This window comes from Pseudomonas sp. EggHat1, assembly GCF_014892995.1.
Classification (GTDB): Bacteria; Pseudomonadota; Gammaproteobacteria; order Pseudomonadales; family Pseudomonadaceae; genus Aquipseudomonas; species Aquipseudomonas chaetocerotis.
The window spans coordinates 131,008-148,447 of sequence record NZ_JACKQK010000006.1; the positions used below are offsets into that span (position 1 = coordinate 131,008).

At 64.0% G+C, this 17,440-nt stretch carries 14 protein-coding genes; 3 read left to right on the forward strand and 11 right to left on the reverse strand.

Annotation, left to right across the window (positions count from 1 at the left end):
* Positions 1 to 169 precede the first annotated feature (169 nt).
* The 8 genes from INS93_RS12070 to INS93_RS12105 form a co-directional block, all read right to left on the reverse strand.
* Positions 170 to 1,408 (reverse strand): carbohydrate porin, encoded by a 1,239-nt coding sequence (locus tag INS93_RS12070; protein ID WP_192982187.1) that lies wholly within the window; start codon positions 1,406 to 1,408, stop codon positions 170 to 172.
* A gap of 169 nt (positions 1,409 to 1,577) precedes the next feature.
* Positions 1,578 to 2,738 (reverse strand): ABC transporter ATP-binding protein, encoded by a 1,161-nt coding sequence (locus INS93_RS12075; protein ID WP_192982190.1) that lies wholly within the window; start codon positions 2,736 to 2,738, stop codon positions 1,578 to 1,580.
* A 10-nt stretch (positions 2,739 to 2,748) separates the two neighbouring features.
* Positions 2,749 to 3,576: a carbohydrate ABC transporter permease gene (locus INS93_RS12080; protein WP_192982193.1), complete on the reverse strand. Its 828-nt coding sequence runs from the start codon at positions 3,574 to 3,576 to the stop codon at positions 2,749 to 2,751.
* A gap of 70 nt (positions 3,577 to 3,646) precedes the next feature.
* Positions 3,647 to 4,555 carry a carbohydrate ABC transporter permease gene (locus INS93_RS12085; RefSeq protein ID WP_192982196.1) on the reverse strand — a complete coding sequence of 303 codons (909 nt, stop codon included), beginning with the start codon at positions 4,553 to 4,555 and terminating at the stop codon, positions 3,647 to 3,649.
* A 262-nt stretch (positions 4,556 to 4,817) separates the two neighbouring features.
* The gene (locus tag INS93_RS12090; RefSeq protein WP_192982199.1) at positions 4,818 to 6,071 is read right to left on the reverse strand and encodes an ABC transporter substrate-binding protein; all 1,254 of its coding nucleotides are present in this window, start codon (positions 6,069 to 6,071) and stop codon (positions 4,818 to 4,820) included.
* 164 nt (positions 6,072 to 6,235) lie between these two features.
* Positions 6,236 to 7,678, reverse strand: a complete 1,443-nt coding sequence (locus INS93_RS12095) for an ATP-binding protein (RefSeq protein ID WP_192982202.1) — start codon at positions 7,676 to 7,678, stop codon at positions 6,236 to 6,238.
* Entirely contained in the window at positions 7,668 to 8,402 is a 735-nt protein-coding gene (locus INS93_RS12100) for a response regulator (protein ID WP_192982205.1), read from the reverse strand. Before INS93_RS12100 ends, INS93_RS12095 begins: the two co-directional genes overlap by 11 nt.
* A 55-nt stretch (positions 8,403 to 8,457) precedes the next feature.
* Entirely contained in the window at positions 8,458 to 9,444 is a 987-nt protein-coding gene (locus INS93_RS12105; RefSeq protein WP_192982208.1) for a glucokinase, read from the reverse strand.
* 318 nt (positions 9,445 to 9,762) lie between these two features.
* Here INS93_RS12105 and ubiM point away from each other — a divergent pair, with 318 nt between their 5' ends.
* Positions 9,763 to 10,932: a 5-demethoxyubiquinol-8 5-hydroxylase UbiM gene (ubiM, locus tag INS93_RS12110; protein WP_192982210.1), complete on the forward strand. Its 1,170-nt coding sequence runs from the start codon at positions 9,763 to 9,765 to the stop codon at positions 10,930 to 10,932.
* Positions 10,933 to 10,999: 67 nt separating this feature from the next.
* Here ubiM and INS93_RS12115 read toward each other — a convergent pair whose 3' ends face one another.
* From INS93_RS12115 to INS93_RS12125, 3 genes are all read right to left on the reverse strand, one after another.
* A complete protein-coding gene (locus INS93_RS12115; protein WP_192982213.1) occupies positions 11,000 to 11,656 on the reverse strand; it encodes a TIGR04211 family SH3 domain-containing protein in 657 nt (218 codons plus the stop codon).
* 229 nt (positions 11,657 to 11,885) lie between these two features.
* On the reverse strand, positions 11,886 to 13,247 hold the full coding sequence (locus tag INS93_RS12120) for a putative bifunctional diguanylate cyclase/phosphodiesterase (protein ID WP_192982216.1): 1,362 nt from the start codon (positions 13,245 to 13,247) through the stop codon (positions 11,886 to 11,888).
* Between the two features lie 176 nt (positions 13,248 to 13,423).
* Positions 13,424 to 14,323 (reverse strand): LysR family transcriptional regulator, encoded by a 900-nt coding sequence (locus INS93_RS12125; RefSeq protein WP_192982219.1) that lies wholly within the window; start codon positions 14,321 to 14,323, stop codon positions 13,424 to 13,426.
* A gap of 102 nt (positions 14,324 to 14,425) precedes the next feature.
* Between INS93_RS12125 and INS93_RS12130 the strand changes: the two genes are divergently transcribed.
* Both INS93_RS12130 and INS93_RS12135 read left to right on the forward strand, forming a co-directional pair.
* Positions 14,426 to 15,289, forward strand: a complete 864-nt coding sequence (locus INS93_RS12130; RefSeq protein WP_192982222.1) for an MBL fold metallo-hydrolase — start codon at positions 14,426 to 14,428, stop codon at positions 15,287 to 15,289.
* Positions 15,290 to 15,568: 279 nt separating this feature from the next.
* Complete coding sequence (locus INS93_RS12135) at positions 15,569 to 17,347, forward strand: acyl-CoA dehydrogenase C-terminal domain-containing protein (protein ID WP_192982225.1); 1,779 nt, start codon at positions 15,569 to 15,571, stop codon at positions 17,345 to 17,347.
* The last annotated feature ends 93 nt before the right edge of the window (positions 17,348 to 17,440 follow it).

Below are 17,440 nucleotides of genomic sequence, written 5' to 3' on the forward strand. Positions count from 1 at the left end.
TCCACCATCCCGGCATCCACGGTGGATCGGTGAAGCGCGATCCACCCTACGTCTGGCTACGCGCACCCCAGCATCAGCGGTGCCCTTCGTAGGGTGGATGACGCCGTTTTCATCCACCATCCCGGCATCCACGGTGGATCGGTGAAGCGCGATCCACCCGGCGCATAAGCTACTTCCACCAGTACTCGACCTGAACGCCGAAGTTGGAGCCGTTGCGCGCGCTGCCGAAAGCGCCGTTCTCGGACAAGGCCGAGCCGTCGGCCAACAGGTTGGCGGCTTGCTGCGCTGCGCGGTTCCAGCTGGCGTAGGTGTAGTACAGGCGAATTTCCGGACGCGCCCAGAAACCGGGGCCGGCTGGCGACCAGGTCGGCGCGATGGTGAACTTGGTCAGCTTGCGCGTGCCGCCGGGCGCCTCGACCTGATCGCGGCCGATCTCGCCGACCAGCTTGAACTGCTCGGTGAAGGCGTAGCTGGTACGGCCGCCGATGGACAGCCAGTTCTGATCCGCACCGTCCGGGCGCTTGTCCTTCTGATAAACAAGCTGCACCTGGCCACCGAGGCGCGGCGTCATCTGGAAGTCGAAGAACTCCACCAGGCGCCAGCTGCTGTTGCTGCTGTCGAGCGTCGGGTCGCCGGTGTAACCCAGCGCGGTGCCCGGCCCGCGGCCGTATTGCAGGGCGACGGTGTTGACCCCGCCGAAGAAGCCCTGCTGCTTGTGCTGCGCGCTCACTGCCCAGCCGCTATTGGCGTCGGTGCTGTCCGGCTTGTCGATGTAGCTGACGCCCACTTCCAGCTCGCCACCGGGGTTGATCTGGAATCCGCCGACGTTGAAATCGTGGCGATTGATGTAGGGCTCCTGGTCGTAGTTGTCCTTGCGCGAGAACACGTAGCTGTACTTGAGGTCACCGATCTTCATCTCGTCGATACCGAAACCGGTAGCGCTCTGGTTCCAGTAATAGAAGTCGGAAATGTGGATGTCGTTGCGCTTGTAGAAGCGCCGCCCGGCCCACAGCGAACCGCCGCCCAGCGCCGGCATGTTGCTCCACTCGGCGTACATCTGGTTCATCCGCGCGAAGCCGTAGTCACCGGTGAATTTGGGCGTGTGGCCGTACTGGTTGTAGAGCTGCGCCATGCCCTCGACGCTGATCACCGAGCCGTCGTCCAGGCGAAACAGGTCCTGGCGCAGGTCCAGCTCGATGTACTGCTCGCACTCGTTACCCAGGCGATACTTCGATTGCGCGCCCGGCAACTGGAAGCACTGCTGCGTGCCACCGGTATCCGCCCCGCCGATGCCGCTACGCACATAACCGCTGAACTCGACGGCCTGTGCCTGCAGCGTGGTCAAGGCCAGTGCCAGCAGGCAGGGAACGCCGACTGAACAGGTGAGGGTTTGTTGTGTGGTCTTCATCGTTGCTCCTGATTGTTTTTATTGAGCGATGCTGCGGATTACCGCCGCAGCGACGGTTTTTTCGTTTTTCTGGTGCACACGGCGCACCCTACGTGACTGGGTGCGCCGCATAACCTGAATGCAATCGGGGGGTTATTGGGCAGCCCCCGGATTGCATCCGGCTACGCGGCTAACCGGCCTTGAACTGGGCCACCTTGTTGTCAGTGGCCTGACGCTTTCCCGGGCGCAGGCGCTCACCGCTGGCGGCGTCAAACAACAGCACGCGCGCCGGATCGAACTGCAGGTCGAGGCTGCTGCCGGCCTGCGGCGCAGCGTCCGGCGCCAGGCGGCAACACACCTTGGTCTGGTTGAGGCTGACGAACACCAGGGTGTCCGGCCCCGTCGGCTCGACCACCTCGACCTCGGCGCGCAGGCTCGGCAGCGCTGCTGCGGCAGCGGCCAACTGGATCTGTTCAGGACGCACCCCAAGAATCAGCTCGCGCCCTTCCAGTTCGGCCGCCGCGCCCAGCGGTAGCTCGCAGCACGCCTGCCCCTGAGCGCCGGCCGCCGAATCCAGCCGCCCAAAGCACTGGCCATCGCGCACCTGCACGCGCAGCGGGATGAAGTTCATCGGCGGCGAACCGATGAAGCTGGCGACGAACTGGTTGGCCGGGTCGTTGTAGATCTCTTGCGGGGTGCCGAACTGCTGGATGATGCCGTCCTTCATCACCGCCACCTTGTCGCCCAGGGTCATGGCCTCGATCTGGTCGTGGGTGACGTACACCGTGGTGGTCTTCAGGCGCTGGTGCATCAGCTTGATTTCGGTGCGCATCTCCACGCGCAGCTTGGCGTCGAGGTTCGACAGCGGTTCGTCGAACAGATAGATCTTCGGTCGCCGCGCCAGCGCCCGGCCCATGGCCACGCGCTGTTGCTGGCCACCGGACAGCTGGCCGGGCTTGCGCGACAGCAGATGTTCGATCTGCAGCAGCTTGGCCACACGCGCCACCTCGGCCTCGATCTCGGTCGGCGGCAGCTTGCGCATCTTCAGGCCGAAGGCGATGTTGTCCTTCACCGTCATGGTCGGGTACAGCGCGTAGGACTGGAACACCATGGCGATATCGCGATCCTTCGGGCTCATGCCGCTGATGTCGGCGCCATCGACCAGGATCGCCCCGCCGCTGATACTTTCCAGGCCGGCGATGCAGTTCATCAGGGTTGATTTGCCGCAGCCGGAGGGACCGACCAGGATCAGGAACTCACCGGAGTCGATGGCCAGTTCGATGTTCTTCAGGGTGTCTGCCAGACCGCTGCCGTAGGATTTGTTGACGTTGCGCAGTTCGAGGGTAGCCATGGTTATTACCTCAACCTTTGACGGCGCCGGCCGTCAGGCCGCGCAGGAAGTACTTACCGGCCAGGATGTAGACCAGCAGAGTGGGCAGCCCGGCGATCATCGCCGCGGCCATGTCGACGTTGTATTCCTTGGCCCCGGTGCTGGTGTTGACCAGGTTGTTCAGCGCCACGGTGATCGGCTGGGTGTCGCCGCTGGCGAACACCACGCCGAAGAGGAAGTCGTTCCATATCTGGGTGAACTGCCAGATCAGGCAGACCATGATGATCGGCACCGACATCGGCAGCAGGATGCGCCCGAAGATGGTGAAGAAGCCGGCGCCATCCAGGCGCGCGGCGCGCACCAGCGCCTCGGGAATGCTCACGTAGAAGTTGCGGAAGAACAGCGTGGTGAAGGCCAGGCCGTAGACCACGTGCACCAGCACCAGGCCTTCGGTGGTGTTGGCCAGGCCGAGCTGGCCGAGGGTGAAGGACGCCGGCAGCAGGATCACCTGGAACGGCAGGAAGCAGCCGAACAGCAGCAGGCCGAAGAACAGCTGCGAGCCGCGAAAGCGCCACATGGCCAGCACGTAGCCGTTCAGCGCGCCGAGCAGCGTGGAGATCAGCACCGCCGGGATGGTGATCTTCACCGAGTTCCAGAAGTAGCCGCCGACGCCGTCCCAGGCCTTGACCCAGCCGATGAGGGTGAACACGTCCGGGATCGACAGCAGGTTGCCGCTGCGGATGTCGTCGGGGGTCTTGAAGCTGGTCAGCAGCATCACCAGCAGCGGCACCAGGTACACCGCGCAGGCCAGGATCAGGGTGGTGTGGATGGCTATACGGCTGAAGCTGAATGCCCTCATCCGGCGCTTCGCGCCACCTTCTCCCGGAGGGAGAAGGACATCAGAAGATCGTCGCTGCGCGACGCTCACACTAGTCATGGCGTTTGCCTCGCAGTTCGGAATACAGGTAGGGCACCAGGATCGCCAGCACCGCGCCGAGCATCAGCATCGCGCTGGCGGCACCGAGGCCCATCTGGCCGCGGGTGAAGGTGTGGGCGTACATGAACATCGCCGGCAGATCGGAGGCGTAGCCGGGGCCGCCGGCGGTCATCGAAGCGACCAGGTCGAAGCTCTTGATGGCGATATGGGCGAGGATCATCAGCGCGCTGAAGAACACCGGCCCCAGGCTCGGCAGGACGATGCGCAGGTAGATGCTCGGCAGGCTGGCGCCATCGACCTGGGCGGCGCGGATGATCGATTGATCGACGCTGCGCAAGCCGGCGAGAAACAGCGCCATGACGAACCCCGAGGACTGCCACACGGCGGCCATCACCAGGCAGTAGACGACGCGATCCGGGTCCACCAGCCAGTCGAAGCGAAAGCCCTCCCAGCCCCAGTCGCGCAGCAGCTTGTCCAGCCCCAGACCGGGATTGAGCAGCCACTTCCAGGCGGTGCCGGTGACGATCATCGACAGCGCCATGGGGTAGAGAAAGAGGGTGCGAATGAAGCCTTCGCGGCGGATGCGCTGGTCCAGCAGCACCGCCAGAAACACGCCAATGACCAGGCTGATGGCGATGAACAGGCCGCCGAACAGCAGCAGGTTCTGGCTCGCCACCCACCAGCGGTCGTTGTCCCACAAGCGCGCGTACTGCTGCAGCCCGACGAAGTTGTAGCTGGGCATGAAACGCGAGTTAGTGAACGACAGCAGGAAGGTCCAGCCGATGTAGCCGTAGAAGCCCACCAGCACGATGACCATGCTCGGCGCCAGCACCAGCTTGGGCAGCCAGCGCTGCAGGACGTCCAGCGGTGAGGCTTTGGTGATGACTGCGGTTGAACTCATGGGTGACTCCATTGCGTCAACGGTGGAAACAAGCCCCCTCTCCCTCGGGAGAGGGTTGGGGTGAGGGGAGGCGGTGCGCCGAAAAATCCGAGTTGCCCAAGTCCCTCACCCCCGGCCCCTCTCCCAGAGGGAGAGGGGTGGAAAGCACGGCGCGGCCGATCCCGTGGCGCAGGCATGAAGGCATGCGCCAGGGATGGAAGGCTCGGAACCGGCGGGGTTTAAACCCGCACTATGGCAAGGGCCGCCTAGGCGGCCCGCAGACTCACTGCACCGCCTGGATCGCCGCCGCCAGTTGCTGGGCGGCGCGCTTCGGGTCGGCCTCGGGGTCGTTGAAGAAGTTGGTCACCACGTCGAACACCGCACCCTGCACGTAGCTGGAAGCGGCCATGCCGTGAGCCAGGCTTGGCTGCAGGCCGCCACCGGAAGCGGCCGCCTTGAAGTCAGCCATGGACTTCTGCGCGCAAGCGTCGAAGCTGCTCATGTCCTGGTCCATTCGCACCGGGATCGAACCTTTGTTCTGGTTGAAGAACGCCTGGAATTCGTTGCCGATCACCGTGCGCGCCAGGTCTTCCTGGGCCTTGCGGTTGTCAGCGTCGTTCAGCTTGAACATGGCCAGCGAGTCGATATTGAAGGCGAAGCTGCCCTGGGTGCCGGGGAAGGCCAGGCATTCGTAGTCCTTGCCGGCGACCTTGCCGGCAGCGGTCCACTCGCTCTTGGCCCAGTCGCCCATGATCTGCATGCCGGCCTTGCCGTCGATCACCAGGCCGGTGGCGCTGTTCCAGTCACGCCCGGCGGCGTCGGCGTCGATATAGCCGCGCAGTTTCTGCAGGGCGGCGAACACTTCGACCATCTTGTCGCCGGTCAGGGTGGCGCGGTCCTGCTCGACGAAGGCCTTGCGAAAGCCGTCGGCGCCGAGAATGCTGAATGCCAGGTCCTCGAACACGGTGCCGTCCTGCCAGGGCTGGCCGCCATGGGCGATGGCGATGAAGCCGGCGGCCTTCAGCTTGTCGGCGGCGGCGAAAAATTCGTCGAGGGTGGTGGGCGGCGTGGCGCCAGCCTTGGCGAAGACTTCGGGGTTGATCCACAACCAGTTGACCCGGTGCACGTTGACCGGTACCGCCACGTAGTCGCCCTGGTATTTCATCACCTCGATCACCTGCGGCGGCAGCAGCTCATCCCATTTCTGCTCGGCGGCGACACCGTTGAGGTCAGCGAGCAGGCCCAGCTCGCCCCACTCCTGAATATCCGGCCCCTTGATCTGTGCAGCAGCGGGCGGATTGCCGGACACGGCGCGGGTCTTCAGCACGGTCATGGCCGCTTCGCCACCGCCACCGGCCACGGCAAAATCCTTCCAGGTGTGGCCCTGGGCTTCGACCAGTTTCTGCAGGGTATCGGCCGCACGCTTCTCGCCACCGGAGGTCCACCAGTGCAGCACTTCGACTTCACCGGCATTGGCGGACAGGGGCAGCAGAACAGCGAGGGAGATGGCACAGGACAGGCGAGAGATCGCTTTCATGGGATAAGGCACCTTGTTGTTGTTATTCGCGAGCACGTCGTGGTGCTTGCATTGCGAATGAGTCTACCCAGCCCCCATAGCGCTGGGGGTAACAAAGGGTATTGGAACGTCACCAAGCCGTTACAAAGCAGTGCGAGCACGTGACATGGGGCGCAAGGGCACGTTCAGCGACTCTGACGCGGCAACCAGAGGGTGACGCGCAGCCCACCGTCGCGCAGGTTGCGCAGGCTCAGCTCGCCGCCGTGGCTGTGCGCCAGGTTGCGTGCGATGCCGAGCCCCATGCCGTAGCCCTGCTGCTGGCTGGCCAGGCGAAAGTGCGGCTCGAACACCTGCTCGAGCTTCTGCTCGGGCACACCCGGGCCCTCGTCATCGACATGCAGGACGAACGCCTCGGCGTCGTCCTCGATGTGCAGATGCGCACGCTCGCCGTACTTCAGCGCGTTGTCCAGCAGGTTGCCGATACAGCGACGCAAGGCCAGCGGCTTGCCGGGATACAGATCACGCGCCGCGCCATCGAGGGTCACCCGGCCCGAGCCGAGGTAGGGTTCGGTCAGCCCATGCAGCAGGTGATTGAGGTCAACCGGCTCGATGTTCTCGTGAATGTCGGTGTCCTTCACGCATTGCAGCGCGCCTTTGACCAGCAGCTCGAGGTCGTCCAGATCACGCCCGAACTTACTCTGCAGGCTTTCGTCATCGAGCAGTTCGACGCGCAGGCGCAGGCGTGTGATCGGCGTGCGCAGGTCATGGGAAATGGCGCTGAACAGCTGGCTGCGCTCGGTCAGGTAACGGCTGATGCGCTCGCGCATGGCATTGAACGCGCGGGCCACCTCCACCACCTCGCGGCCGCCGCCTTCGGCCACTGGCTCCACTTCCGCGCCCAGCGACAGGTGCCGCGCGGTACGCGCCAGGCGCTTGAGCGGACGGCTCTGCAGATGCACCAGCAAACCGATGAACAACAGCAAAAAGGCAGTGGTCAGCAAGATGAACCACAGCTGCTGGGTCGGCAGGATGGGTTCCTCCAGGCTGGTGTAGGGCTCCGGCAGCAGCGATGCTATATACAGCCATTCCCCCGGCGCCAGCTGGATCTGCGTCACCAGCACGGGTGGATTGACCGGCTCCAGGGTCAACGCGTAATGCGCCCAGGAGCGCGGTAGTTCGTCGAGTTTCAGGCCGCCGTTGAAGATGCGCAGATCATCCGGGCTGACGAAGGTCACCGAAATGTCGGCGGCATTGCCCAGCGCCTGACGCAGTACCTCGGTCACCGCCTCGGTCACCGCCTGCTTGCGTGGCGTGGCTGGCAGCAGCTTCATCTGCAATGGTCGGTCATTGAGGCTGACGACGAAGCGTGTGCCGCCCATGCTGCGTAACTGGTCGAGCACCAGCGGCCGGTAATTCACCGGCAGCGAACGAAAGTAACGCACGCTGGCGGACATCGAATGGGCCAGGCTGCGCGCGGTGGTGACCAGGCCTTCGAGCTGGGTGGCGCGCAACTGCGACAGCCAGATCACGCTGGACAGCGTCTGCGCCGCCAATATCGCCAGCAGCGTGAGCAGCAGCATGCGCCCGAGCAACGAGCGCGGCAGCCAGCGCCGTGGGTTAACGCCCATCGCCAGCCTGCAGGCTCACCGTGGCCGCCAGTTGGTAGCCGCTGCCGCGCACGGTGCGAATCAGCCGTGGTGGTTTGTCGGTGTCGCGCAAGCGCTGACGCAGGCGACTGACGGCCATATCGACGATGCGCTCCAGTGGCATCACCTCGCGGCCACGGGTGGCGTTGCCGATGGTGTCGCGGTCGAGAATCTGCTGCGGGTGATCGAGAAACAGCTTGAGCAGGGCGAAGTCCGCACCGGACAGAATCACCTCCTCGCCGTCGCGGTGGAAAAGCCGATGGCTGACCATGTCCAGGCGCCAGTCCTCGAAAGCCAGCACCTCACCGCTGCGCTCCTGAGTGAACTGGGCGCGGCGCAGCAAGGCCTTGATTCGCGCCAGCAATTCGCGCGGGCTGAACGGTTTGCCGAGGTAGTCGTCGGCGCCCAGTTCCAGGCCGATCACGCGGTCGGCTTCGTCGGAGCTGGCAGTCAGCATGATCACCGGCACCTGGGCGAAGCGCTGATGTTCGCGCACCCAGCGGCACAGGCTGAAACCGTCCTCGTCGGGCAGCATCACGTCGAGGATGACCAGATCGGCCGACTCCGCACACAGACTCTGGCGGAAGGCGGCACCATCAGCGACGGCGCGCACCTGAAAGCCGACGCGGCTCAGGTAGGTATCGAGCAGTTCGCGAATTTCCTGGTCGTCATCGACCAGCAGAATCGATTTGCCGGGCTGGCTCATGGTCCGCCCCCTTTCTTGTTCTGGCTGGGTAACCCGGATGAAATCCGGGGCTCTATCAACGGCTCTCCCGGATTGCATCCGGGCTATGGTCCGGCGCTTGTTGCAAGGCCACACCAGCCCCCGTCAGGCCGGGATACTCGGCCGTCACCAGCCACACCGGAATGCCGTGAAGGTAATCGCTCATGCAACCCTTGTCGCGGAAACTCTTGGCAAAACCGCTGGCCAGAAAGCGCTCGGCGAAACGTGGCACCACGCCGCCGACGATATACACCCCACCGCGTGCCCCCAGCGTCAGCACGTCGTTGCCGGCGACACGCCCGAGCCAGCAACTGAACTGTTCCAGTACTTCGCCCGCCACAGGCTCGCCCGCCAGGCCAGCGGCGGTGATGGCCGCCGGCGTCGCGTGCTGCAACGGCTTACCGTCCAGTTCGCAGATGGCCCGATACAGCACCAGCAAGCCGTTGCCACTGAGCACGTCTTCGGCGCGCACATGACCCAGCTGTCGATAGAGGACCTGCCAGAGTTCGGCCTCGCGCGGGCTGCCAATGGGCAGGTCGACGTGGCCGCCCTCGCCCGGCAGCACCAGCCAGTTGCCATCTGCTTGCGCGAGCAGCGTACCGACACCGAGGCCAGTGCCGGCGCCGATCACCAGGGCCGGACGGTCTGCCTGCGCCTCCCCCGGACACACCTGCACACGCTCGTGCTCGGCGATGCGGGTCATGCCCAGGGCCATGGCGGAGAAGTCGTTGACCATCAACAAACGGTCGATCTGCAACGTTTGGCAGAACGCCGCACGATCGATACGCCAGTGATTGTTGGTGAAGCGAAACAGGTCACCGCTGACCGGTCCGGCGCAGGCCAGGCACACAGAGCCTATGGCGCTCAGCGGCAGGTCCTGGGATTGCAGATAAGCAGCGATGGCCTGTTCCGGCCCCTCGAAATCGGCGGTCGCCAGCACCTGCACCGCCTCCAGTTGTTCGTCACGCCACAGGGCAAAGCGTGCATTGGTACCACCGATATCGCCGACAAGAGCCAGTTTCACGAGAACGACTCCTGAGCGAAGGCCGTTCGCTGATCGGCACCTGCAGAAAAATGAGGATGCATGGCATCGACTCCAAACCCGAATTATTTTTGTAATTCAAACAACGCGCATCACAGTAAACCCGAAAATTACGCCTATCAAGACGGGTAAACTTGTAATAACAACAATATTGAATGCCAGTTCATCGCCATCGACACGCGCAACACATTCAGCCCACGGAATGATCCCGGACAATATCTGCGGCGCAGCTGCGACCTAGACTCGCACTTCGCATCTGCGTCACCCGCCCTACTGGTCACACGCACGGAGAGCTGCAGCATGTCACCCGATATCGTCATAGTCGGCGCCGGCCCGGCGGGCCTGTGCCTGGCACGTGCCCTGTCCGGGCACGGTCTGTCCATCGTGGTACTGGAACGCCAGGCCGAGCAAGTGCTGGCCGAACCGGCCTTCGACGGCCGCGAGATCGCCCTCACCCACGGCTCGCAGGCCCTGCTCGAACGCCTGGACTTATGGTCACGCCTGCCCACCGAGGAGATCTTCGTACTACGCGATGCCCAGGTGTTCAGCGGCCCCTCGCTGTTCGCCCTGAAGATCCGCGCCGAGCAGGCCGGCGCCGAGCGCCTCGGCCATCTGGTAGCCAACCAGGCCATTCGCCGCGCGGCCTATCAGGCCGTGAGCGACTGTGCTGACGTGCAGCTGTTGTGTAACACCAGCGTGCGCGCCATTCAGGCCAGCGAGCACGAGGTGAAACTGGTGCTGCAGGACGGCCAGGTGCTGCAGTCGCGCCTGCTGGTCGCTGCCGACAGCCGCTTCTCGGAAACCCGCCGCCAGCTCGGTATAGGCGCGCAACTGAAGGACTTCGGCAAGAGCATGCTGGTGTGCCGCATGCAACATGAAGAGGATCACCAACACGTGGCCTGGGAGTGGTTCGGCTACGGCCAGACCCTGGCCCTGCTACCGCTCAATGGCCGGCAGTCGTCGACCGTACTGACCCTGCCACCGCGCGAGATCGAACGACTGCAGAAGCTCGATGAAGTCAGCTTCGCCCGCGAGATGGAACGGCGCTTCGACCGCCGCCTCGGCGCCATGCAACTGCTCAGCAGTCGCCACGCCTACCCGCTGGTAGGCGCCTATGCGCGGCGCATGGTCGGTGCCCGCTGCGCCCTGCTCGGCGACGCCGCGGTGGGCATGCATCCGGTCACCGCGCATGGCTTCAACTTCGGTCTGATCGGTGTGCAACTGCTCAGCGATGCACTGCTGGCGGCCCACGCCAAACGCCAGGACATCGACGCAGCCGCCTCACTGGCCCGCTACGAGCGTCAGCTACGCCTGGCGACCTGGCCGCTTTACCAGGCCACTAACCTGCTGGTAGAGCTGTACACCAACGACCACCTGTCCGCACGCCTGCTGCGCGGTGCCGGCCTGCGCATGGCGCAGGGTCTGCTGCCGTTGAAGAAGGGCATCGCCCGTCATCTCACCGCTCACTAGGAGAGTGAACGAGATTGGTCGCCATTTCTGGACAATGCCTCCAGAACCGAGGCGCTGAAAACAGGCGCTACACCCACTGATCATTACGTTTGCGCTTGACCCGCAGCATGGTCGGCAGGATCAGCCCGAGCAGCAGCCCGGCGCCGGCGATACTGCCGCCATAGGCCATGTAGCGCATGAGCGCCTGCTGCTGTTCGTTGCCCAGTTGCGCCTGGGCATCGCGCAGTTGCGAACGGGTAGTGGTCAGTTCAGCATCCAGCGCGCCGCGGGCGGCCTGCAGCTCGTCGATGAGCTTCTTGCGCGAGTCCAGGGTTTCCTGCATGCCTTGCACACGGATCTTCCAGGCGTCGTCGATGCCTTTGAGCTCCGCGCTGAGGTCAGCGACTTTCTGTTCCAGCTGCGGCAGGCGCTCGGCCTGGCCTGGTACCGATTGCAGGTCGCGACTGGGAATCCAGACACTGTTGCCGTTTGCGCTACGCACCTGGCTGTAGTCGCCCTGAGTGCGCAGCAGCTCCACCTTCTCCCCGGAGACCAGGGTGCCGACGATGCGATAGCCATCGGTGGGGCCGCTGCGCACGTACGTATTCAGGCTGTCGCTGACCCAGCGCTGGTTACCAGCCGTCTCTTCGGCCAGAGACGGCTGTGCGCCGCCGAGCAGGCCACCGAGCAGCAGGCAGGCACCGAGAATGCGGGGTTGGAATGGAGCATGACGAGATAAAAACATGGGCAATTTTCACGTGGCAGTCAGACGAACCCGGCGAACGGGATGGACGTTGCCGGCCACGCGTTCAAGAACACGCTCGAGCATGATGCAGGCAGAATTCGCGACGTAGACGCCACACTAGCGGCCAATAGCCATCTATTCCTGCCGGTACGGGCCGACAGCAGACAGACCTTGGCCACTTGCTTCAAGTTCACTCCAGGCAGGAGATGGTAGATGGACGGAGGCGGATTCAGCCGTTGTGGCGCTGAACGAAGGCACAGAAATCCGCCAACGGCATCGGCCGGCCGAGCAGATACCCCTGGAACTGACTGCAACCGTTGTCAGCCAGAAACTGCCGCTGTGCCTCGGTTTCAACGCCCTCGGCGATCACCGTCATGCCCATGCTCTGCCCCAGGGCGATCACCGTGCGCACGATGGTTTCGCTGTTGGCGTCGGTGAGCACGTCGCAGATGAACGAACGGTCGATCTTCAGTTTGCTCAACGGCAGGCGCTTGAGATGGCTGAGGGAAGAAAAGCCGGTACCGAAGTCATCCAGCGAGAAGCGCACGCCATGCTCGACCAGCGCCGTCATCTTGCGCGTGAGGTCCTCCATGTCATGCACGATCAGCGTCTCGGTCAGCTCCAGTTCCAGGCGCCGGGCGTCGATGCCGTGGCGTTCGATGAGGCCGAGAATCTCGGCGACGAAACTGCTCTGCGAGAACTGCTTCTGACTGATGTTCACCGCCAGGCCCAGGTCGCCGAAGAGCGGGTCATCCGTCCACTGACGCAGGCGCGCGGCCGTTTGCTCCAGCACCCATTGACCGATGGGGATGATCAGCCCGGTATTCTCGGCGTGATCGATGAACTCGCCGGGCGCCAACAGCCCGCGTTGCGGGTGCTGCCAGCGAATCAGCAACTCGGCGCCGATGACCCGCCCGGCACCATTGAGCTGCGGCTGGTAATACAGCACGAACTGCTGCTCGCGAATGGCCGCGCGCAGGTCACGATCCAGCTCCGAGCGCTCGGCGGTGTCGCTCTGCAGGATATGCAGGAGCAGGAAGAACAGCGCCATGGCGGCAACGCCCTGTACCCAGGAGCCGACGATGCGCACATCGTCCGGCAGCGCATAAAGATCGGTGGGCCGCCAGTTGGACGCGGCCAGGGCGACGAACAACAGCAGGCAGAACAGCGACATGCCGTAACGCAGCCACAAGGGTTCATCGCGGAAGGCCATCAACGCGCCGACAGCCACCGGAAGCAGATAGAGATGCGTCGCACGCGGCGCCGTTAGGGTCGGTGGGTCGAGCAGCAGGGTCGAGGCGACGACGATAAGGATCAGCGCACCGAACAGAATCAGGTTGGCGCTGCGGGCCTGGTTGCGCAGGGTCAGCGCGAAGACCGCCACACCGCTGAGGACGATGGTCACATCCATGATGACGATGGCCCAGTAGCCGCGAGAGGAAAAGAACAGCCCCCACAGCAGGCCCATCACGATCATCACCAGACTCGACAGCATGCGCATGCGGCGCTCGCGGCGCTGACCGACCAGAGCCAGGTCTGCACCATGCCAGAGTTTGCGAACGCGTCTGCCGAAGCTCGAGAGTGATGGCATGGTGAAATCCTGATCCGATCACTTCATTCTTGAAGCTGCGTGGCCGAATGCAAGTTTCCGGCGCAGCTTTTAACAGGCGGTTAACAGGCCGTTGAAAAACGTAGGCGACGACTGCATGGATGCAGGAGGTAGAGCGAAGCAGGAAGCCAAAGCCGAGGTAGTTTTTCAACAGCCTGCTAATGCTGCCAGTGCGCCTCGCTGGCCAGGCGTTCGGCAATGAAGTCCAGCAACAGGCGCATCGCTGGCAGCATCTGCCGACGCGTGCCGTACAGGGCATGAATGCCCAGTTCAGGCGGCCGATAGTCCGCCAACAGGCGCACCAGTCGTCCTTCACGCAGCGGGGCAGCCGCCGAGTACAGCGGCTGCAGGCTGATACCGGCACCAGCCAAGGTCGCCTCCAGCAATACCATCGACTCGTTGGCGCTAAGGCTTCCGGACACCGAAACGGCACTCGCCTCCCCTCGATGCTCGAACTCCCACAGGCTGCGGCCGAAGTAGGCGTAGGCCAGACAGTTATGCCGGGCCAGATCCTCCGGGCGCTGCGGCGTGCCGTGTCGCTCCAGGTATTGCGGGCTGGCACAGACTACCGAGCGACACACCGCCAGGCGCCGGGTGATCAGGTTCGGGTCGAGCTGATTGGTGATGCGCAGCGCCAGGTCGATGCGCGCCTCCACCAGATTGACCGCCTCACTGCCGACCAGCAAGTCGACGTTGACCTGCGGGTAACGCTCGGTGAAGGCCTGCAGCGTATGCACCAGCCAGGCCTGGGCGAAGGACTGGCTGCAGGTGATGCGTAGCGTGCCGCGCGGCGCATCATCCGCAGCTTGACCCATTGCCTGCATGCGCTCGGCCAGCGCCAGCATCTCGCGGCATTGCGGCAGCATTTGTTCACCCGCGCCCGTCAGGCTCAGTCGTCGTGTACTGCGGTGCAGCAAGCGCACGCCGGCCCAGGCTTCCAGCTCGGCGAGGTAGCGCGAAACCATCGCCCGCGACATGTCCAGCGCCTCGGCAGCAGCCGTCTGACTGCCCCGCTCCAACACCTCGACGAACACCCGCGCCGCCGTCAGTCGATCCATTATTCGCTCGATTCATGCAACAAATATGGCCAGCTTACGGGGCTTTTCGCTCGCCAGGTAGCACATAAGATGCGCCGCATCCTTATCTGTCTGGAGATCACCATGTCCCACGTTACCCGTTTGCTCGCCGGCCTCGGCCTGCTCGCCGCAGCCAGCGGCGCCCTCGCCCAACCGCTGACACTGGACACCTACAACCCACGCGAAGCCGCTGTATTTCCGGTCAGCTCGACACTGATCAGCGGTGAGAAGGACGCCATCCTGGTGGATGCGCAGTTCTCCAACGATGAGGCGCAGGAACTGGTCGAACGTATCCGTGCCAGTGGCAAGCGCCTGACCACCATTTTCATCAGCCACGGTGACCCGGATTTCTACTTCGGTCTCGACGTTCTGACCCGCGCCTATCCCGAAGCCAAGGTGCTGGCCACACCGGCCACCGTCGCCTACATCGAGAAGACCCGCGCCCCCAAGCTGGCCTACTGGGGGCCGATTCTCAAGGACAGCGCACCAGCCCGCACCCTTGTACCCGAAGCCCTGCAAGGCAATCGGCTGGAGCTGGAAGGCCAGCCTATCGAAGTGCTCGGGCATGACCCGCAGCACACCAGCCTGTGGATTCCCGGCATCAAGGCCGTGGTCGGCGGCGTGCTGACCAGCGCCAACATCCACTTGTGGGTCGCCGATGCACAGAGCGTTGAGGCCCGCCAGCGCTGGCTGAAGTCGCTGGATGAACTCGAAGCCCTGCAACCGACCAGCCTGGTGCCAGGCCACTACCTGGGCCAGCCGGCGATGGACCTGGCCGACCTGCGCTTCACCCGCGACTACCTGCTGGCTCTGGAGCAGGAACTGCCGAAAGCCAAGGATACCCAGGCGCTGATCACGGCGATGAAGGCACGCTTTCCGGGGCTCCAGGATGACAGCAGCCTGGAGCTGAGCGCCAAGGTACTCAAGGGCGAGATGCAGTGGCCTTGAGGCTTTGCGCTGCCTGACGCGGCAACGTTAGCGCCCTTGTCGAACATCAGGGCCGCCCCCTGCCCTGATGTTCGCACCCGTGATGCATACGCCCGACAGCGTCTCTGACCTGTCGGGCGTTGTCGTTTCAGGACCGGCAAAACCTGTACAGCCTGCACAACCACCGGCGTGACTCGGCAGCCATTGCACGAACGTGCACGAAAGGGCTTGCAAAGAAGGGCAAACGGCTATACAAAAACTGTACATAAATAATCATTGTACAGCTTTGGGTAAATCGACATGCCGTCCTACCGTGCTCCGCTGCGTGATATGCGCTTCGTGTTCGAAGAATTGCTCGACGCCTATACCCTGCTGCAAACGCTGCCCGAACAGCGTGAGTTCACTGCCGACCTCGGCGGCGCAATTCTCGAAGAGGCGGCCAAGCTGGCCGAGAACGTACTGGCCCCCCTCAATGGCCCCGGTGACAAACAGGGTTGCCAGTACGACCCACAGACCCGCAGCGTGCGCACCCCCGACGGTTTCAAGGCCGCCTATCAGCAGTTCGCCGAAGGCGGCTGGACGGCACTGGCCTGCACGCCTCGGTTCGGCGGCCAGGGACTGCCCCACGTACTCAACATGCTGGTCGAGGAGATGACCTGCTCGGCCAACCTGTCGCTCGGCATGTACCCCGGCCTGACCCACGGTGCCATCAACGCCCTGACCAGTCACGGCACGCCCGAACAGCAGGAGACCTACCTGCCGCGCCTGATCAGCGGCGAGTGGACCGGCACCATGTGCCTGACCGAACCCCAATGCGGTACCGATCTCGGCCTGATTCGCACCCGTGCCGTGCCGCAGGCCGACGGCAGCTACGCCATCACCGGTACCAAGATCTGGATCACCGGTGGTGAGCACGACCTGGTCGACAACATCGTCCACCTGGTGCTGGCCAAGCTGCCGGACGCACCGGACAGCGTCAAAGGTATCTCCCTGATCCTCGTACCCAAGGTGCTGGAGGACGGCAGCCGTAACCCGGCCTTCTGTGGCGGCCTGGAGCACAAGATGGGCATCAAGGGTTCGGCCACCTGCGTGATGAATTTCGAAGGTGCCAAGGGCTGGCTGATCGGCGAGCCGAACAGGGGCCTGAGCTGCATGTTCACCATGATGAACTCGGCGCGCCTGATGGTCGGCATGCAGGGCCTGGGTGTGGCCGAAAGCGCCTACCAGATCGCCCTGGGCTTCGCTCGCGAACGCCTGCAGAGCCGCTCCATCTCCGGGCCGAAGGCCGCCGACAAACCGGCCGACCCGATCACCGTGCACCCGGACGTACGGCGCATGCTGCTGCGGCAGAAAGTGATGATCGAAGGCTGCCGCGCCCTCGCTTACTTCGCCGGCCTGCAGCAGGACATCGCCCACGGCGCCGAAGATGCCGAAACGCGCAGCCGCGCCGACGATCTGGTGCAATTGCTCACTCCGGTGGTGAAGGCCTTCCTCACCGATGAAGGCTTCACCTGCGCCAACGAGGGCCTGCAGGTGCTCGGCGGCTCCGGCTTCACCGAAGACTGGGGGATCGAGCAACTGGTGCGCGACAGCCGCATCACCCGTATCTACGAAGGCACCAACGGCATCCAGGCGCTCGATCTGGTCGGCCGCAAGCTGTCCCTCGGTGGCGGTCGCGCCGTACGCGCCTATTTCGCTCTGGTCGAAGGCTGGCTCAAGAACAATGCCGAAGCCCCGCACACAGCGGCTGTCACCCAGGCACTGAAACAACTGCAGCAAGCCACCCTGTGGCTGGCCAGCGAAGGCAGCAAGGACCCGGAGCAGGCTGCGGCAGCGGCCACGCCCTATCTGCGCCTGTTCGGCCTGACCAGCCTGGCCTGGTTGTGGTCGCAACAAGCCCAGCTGGCCCAGCGCCAACTCGATGCCGGCAGTTCGGAAACCCATTTCTATGCGGCCAAGATCAAGTCCGCCGATTTCTTCATGGCCCGCATCCTGCCAGAAGCCGACGCTCTGCTCAGCGAAATCAAGGCAGGCAAGGCGACGCTGATGGCCTTCACCGACGAGGAGTTCGCCGCCTGATCGCAGGCGGCACTGACAAGCTGCGCAATCCGACAACCCACCTCTCCCCTTTTTGGTTGTCGGATTTTTTTATTCAGTACCCGCGGCCAGTGT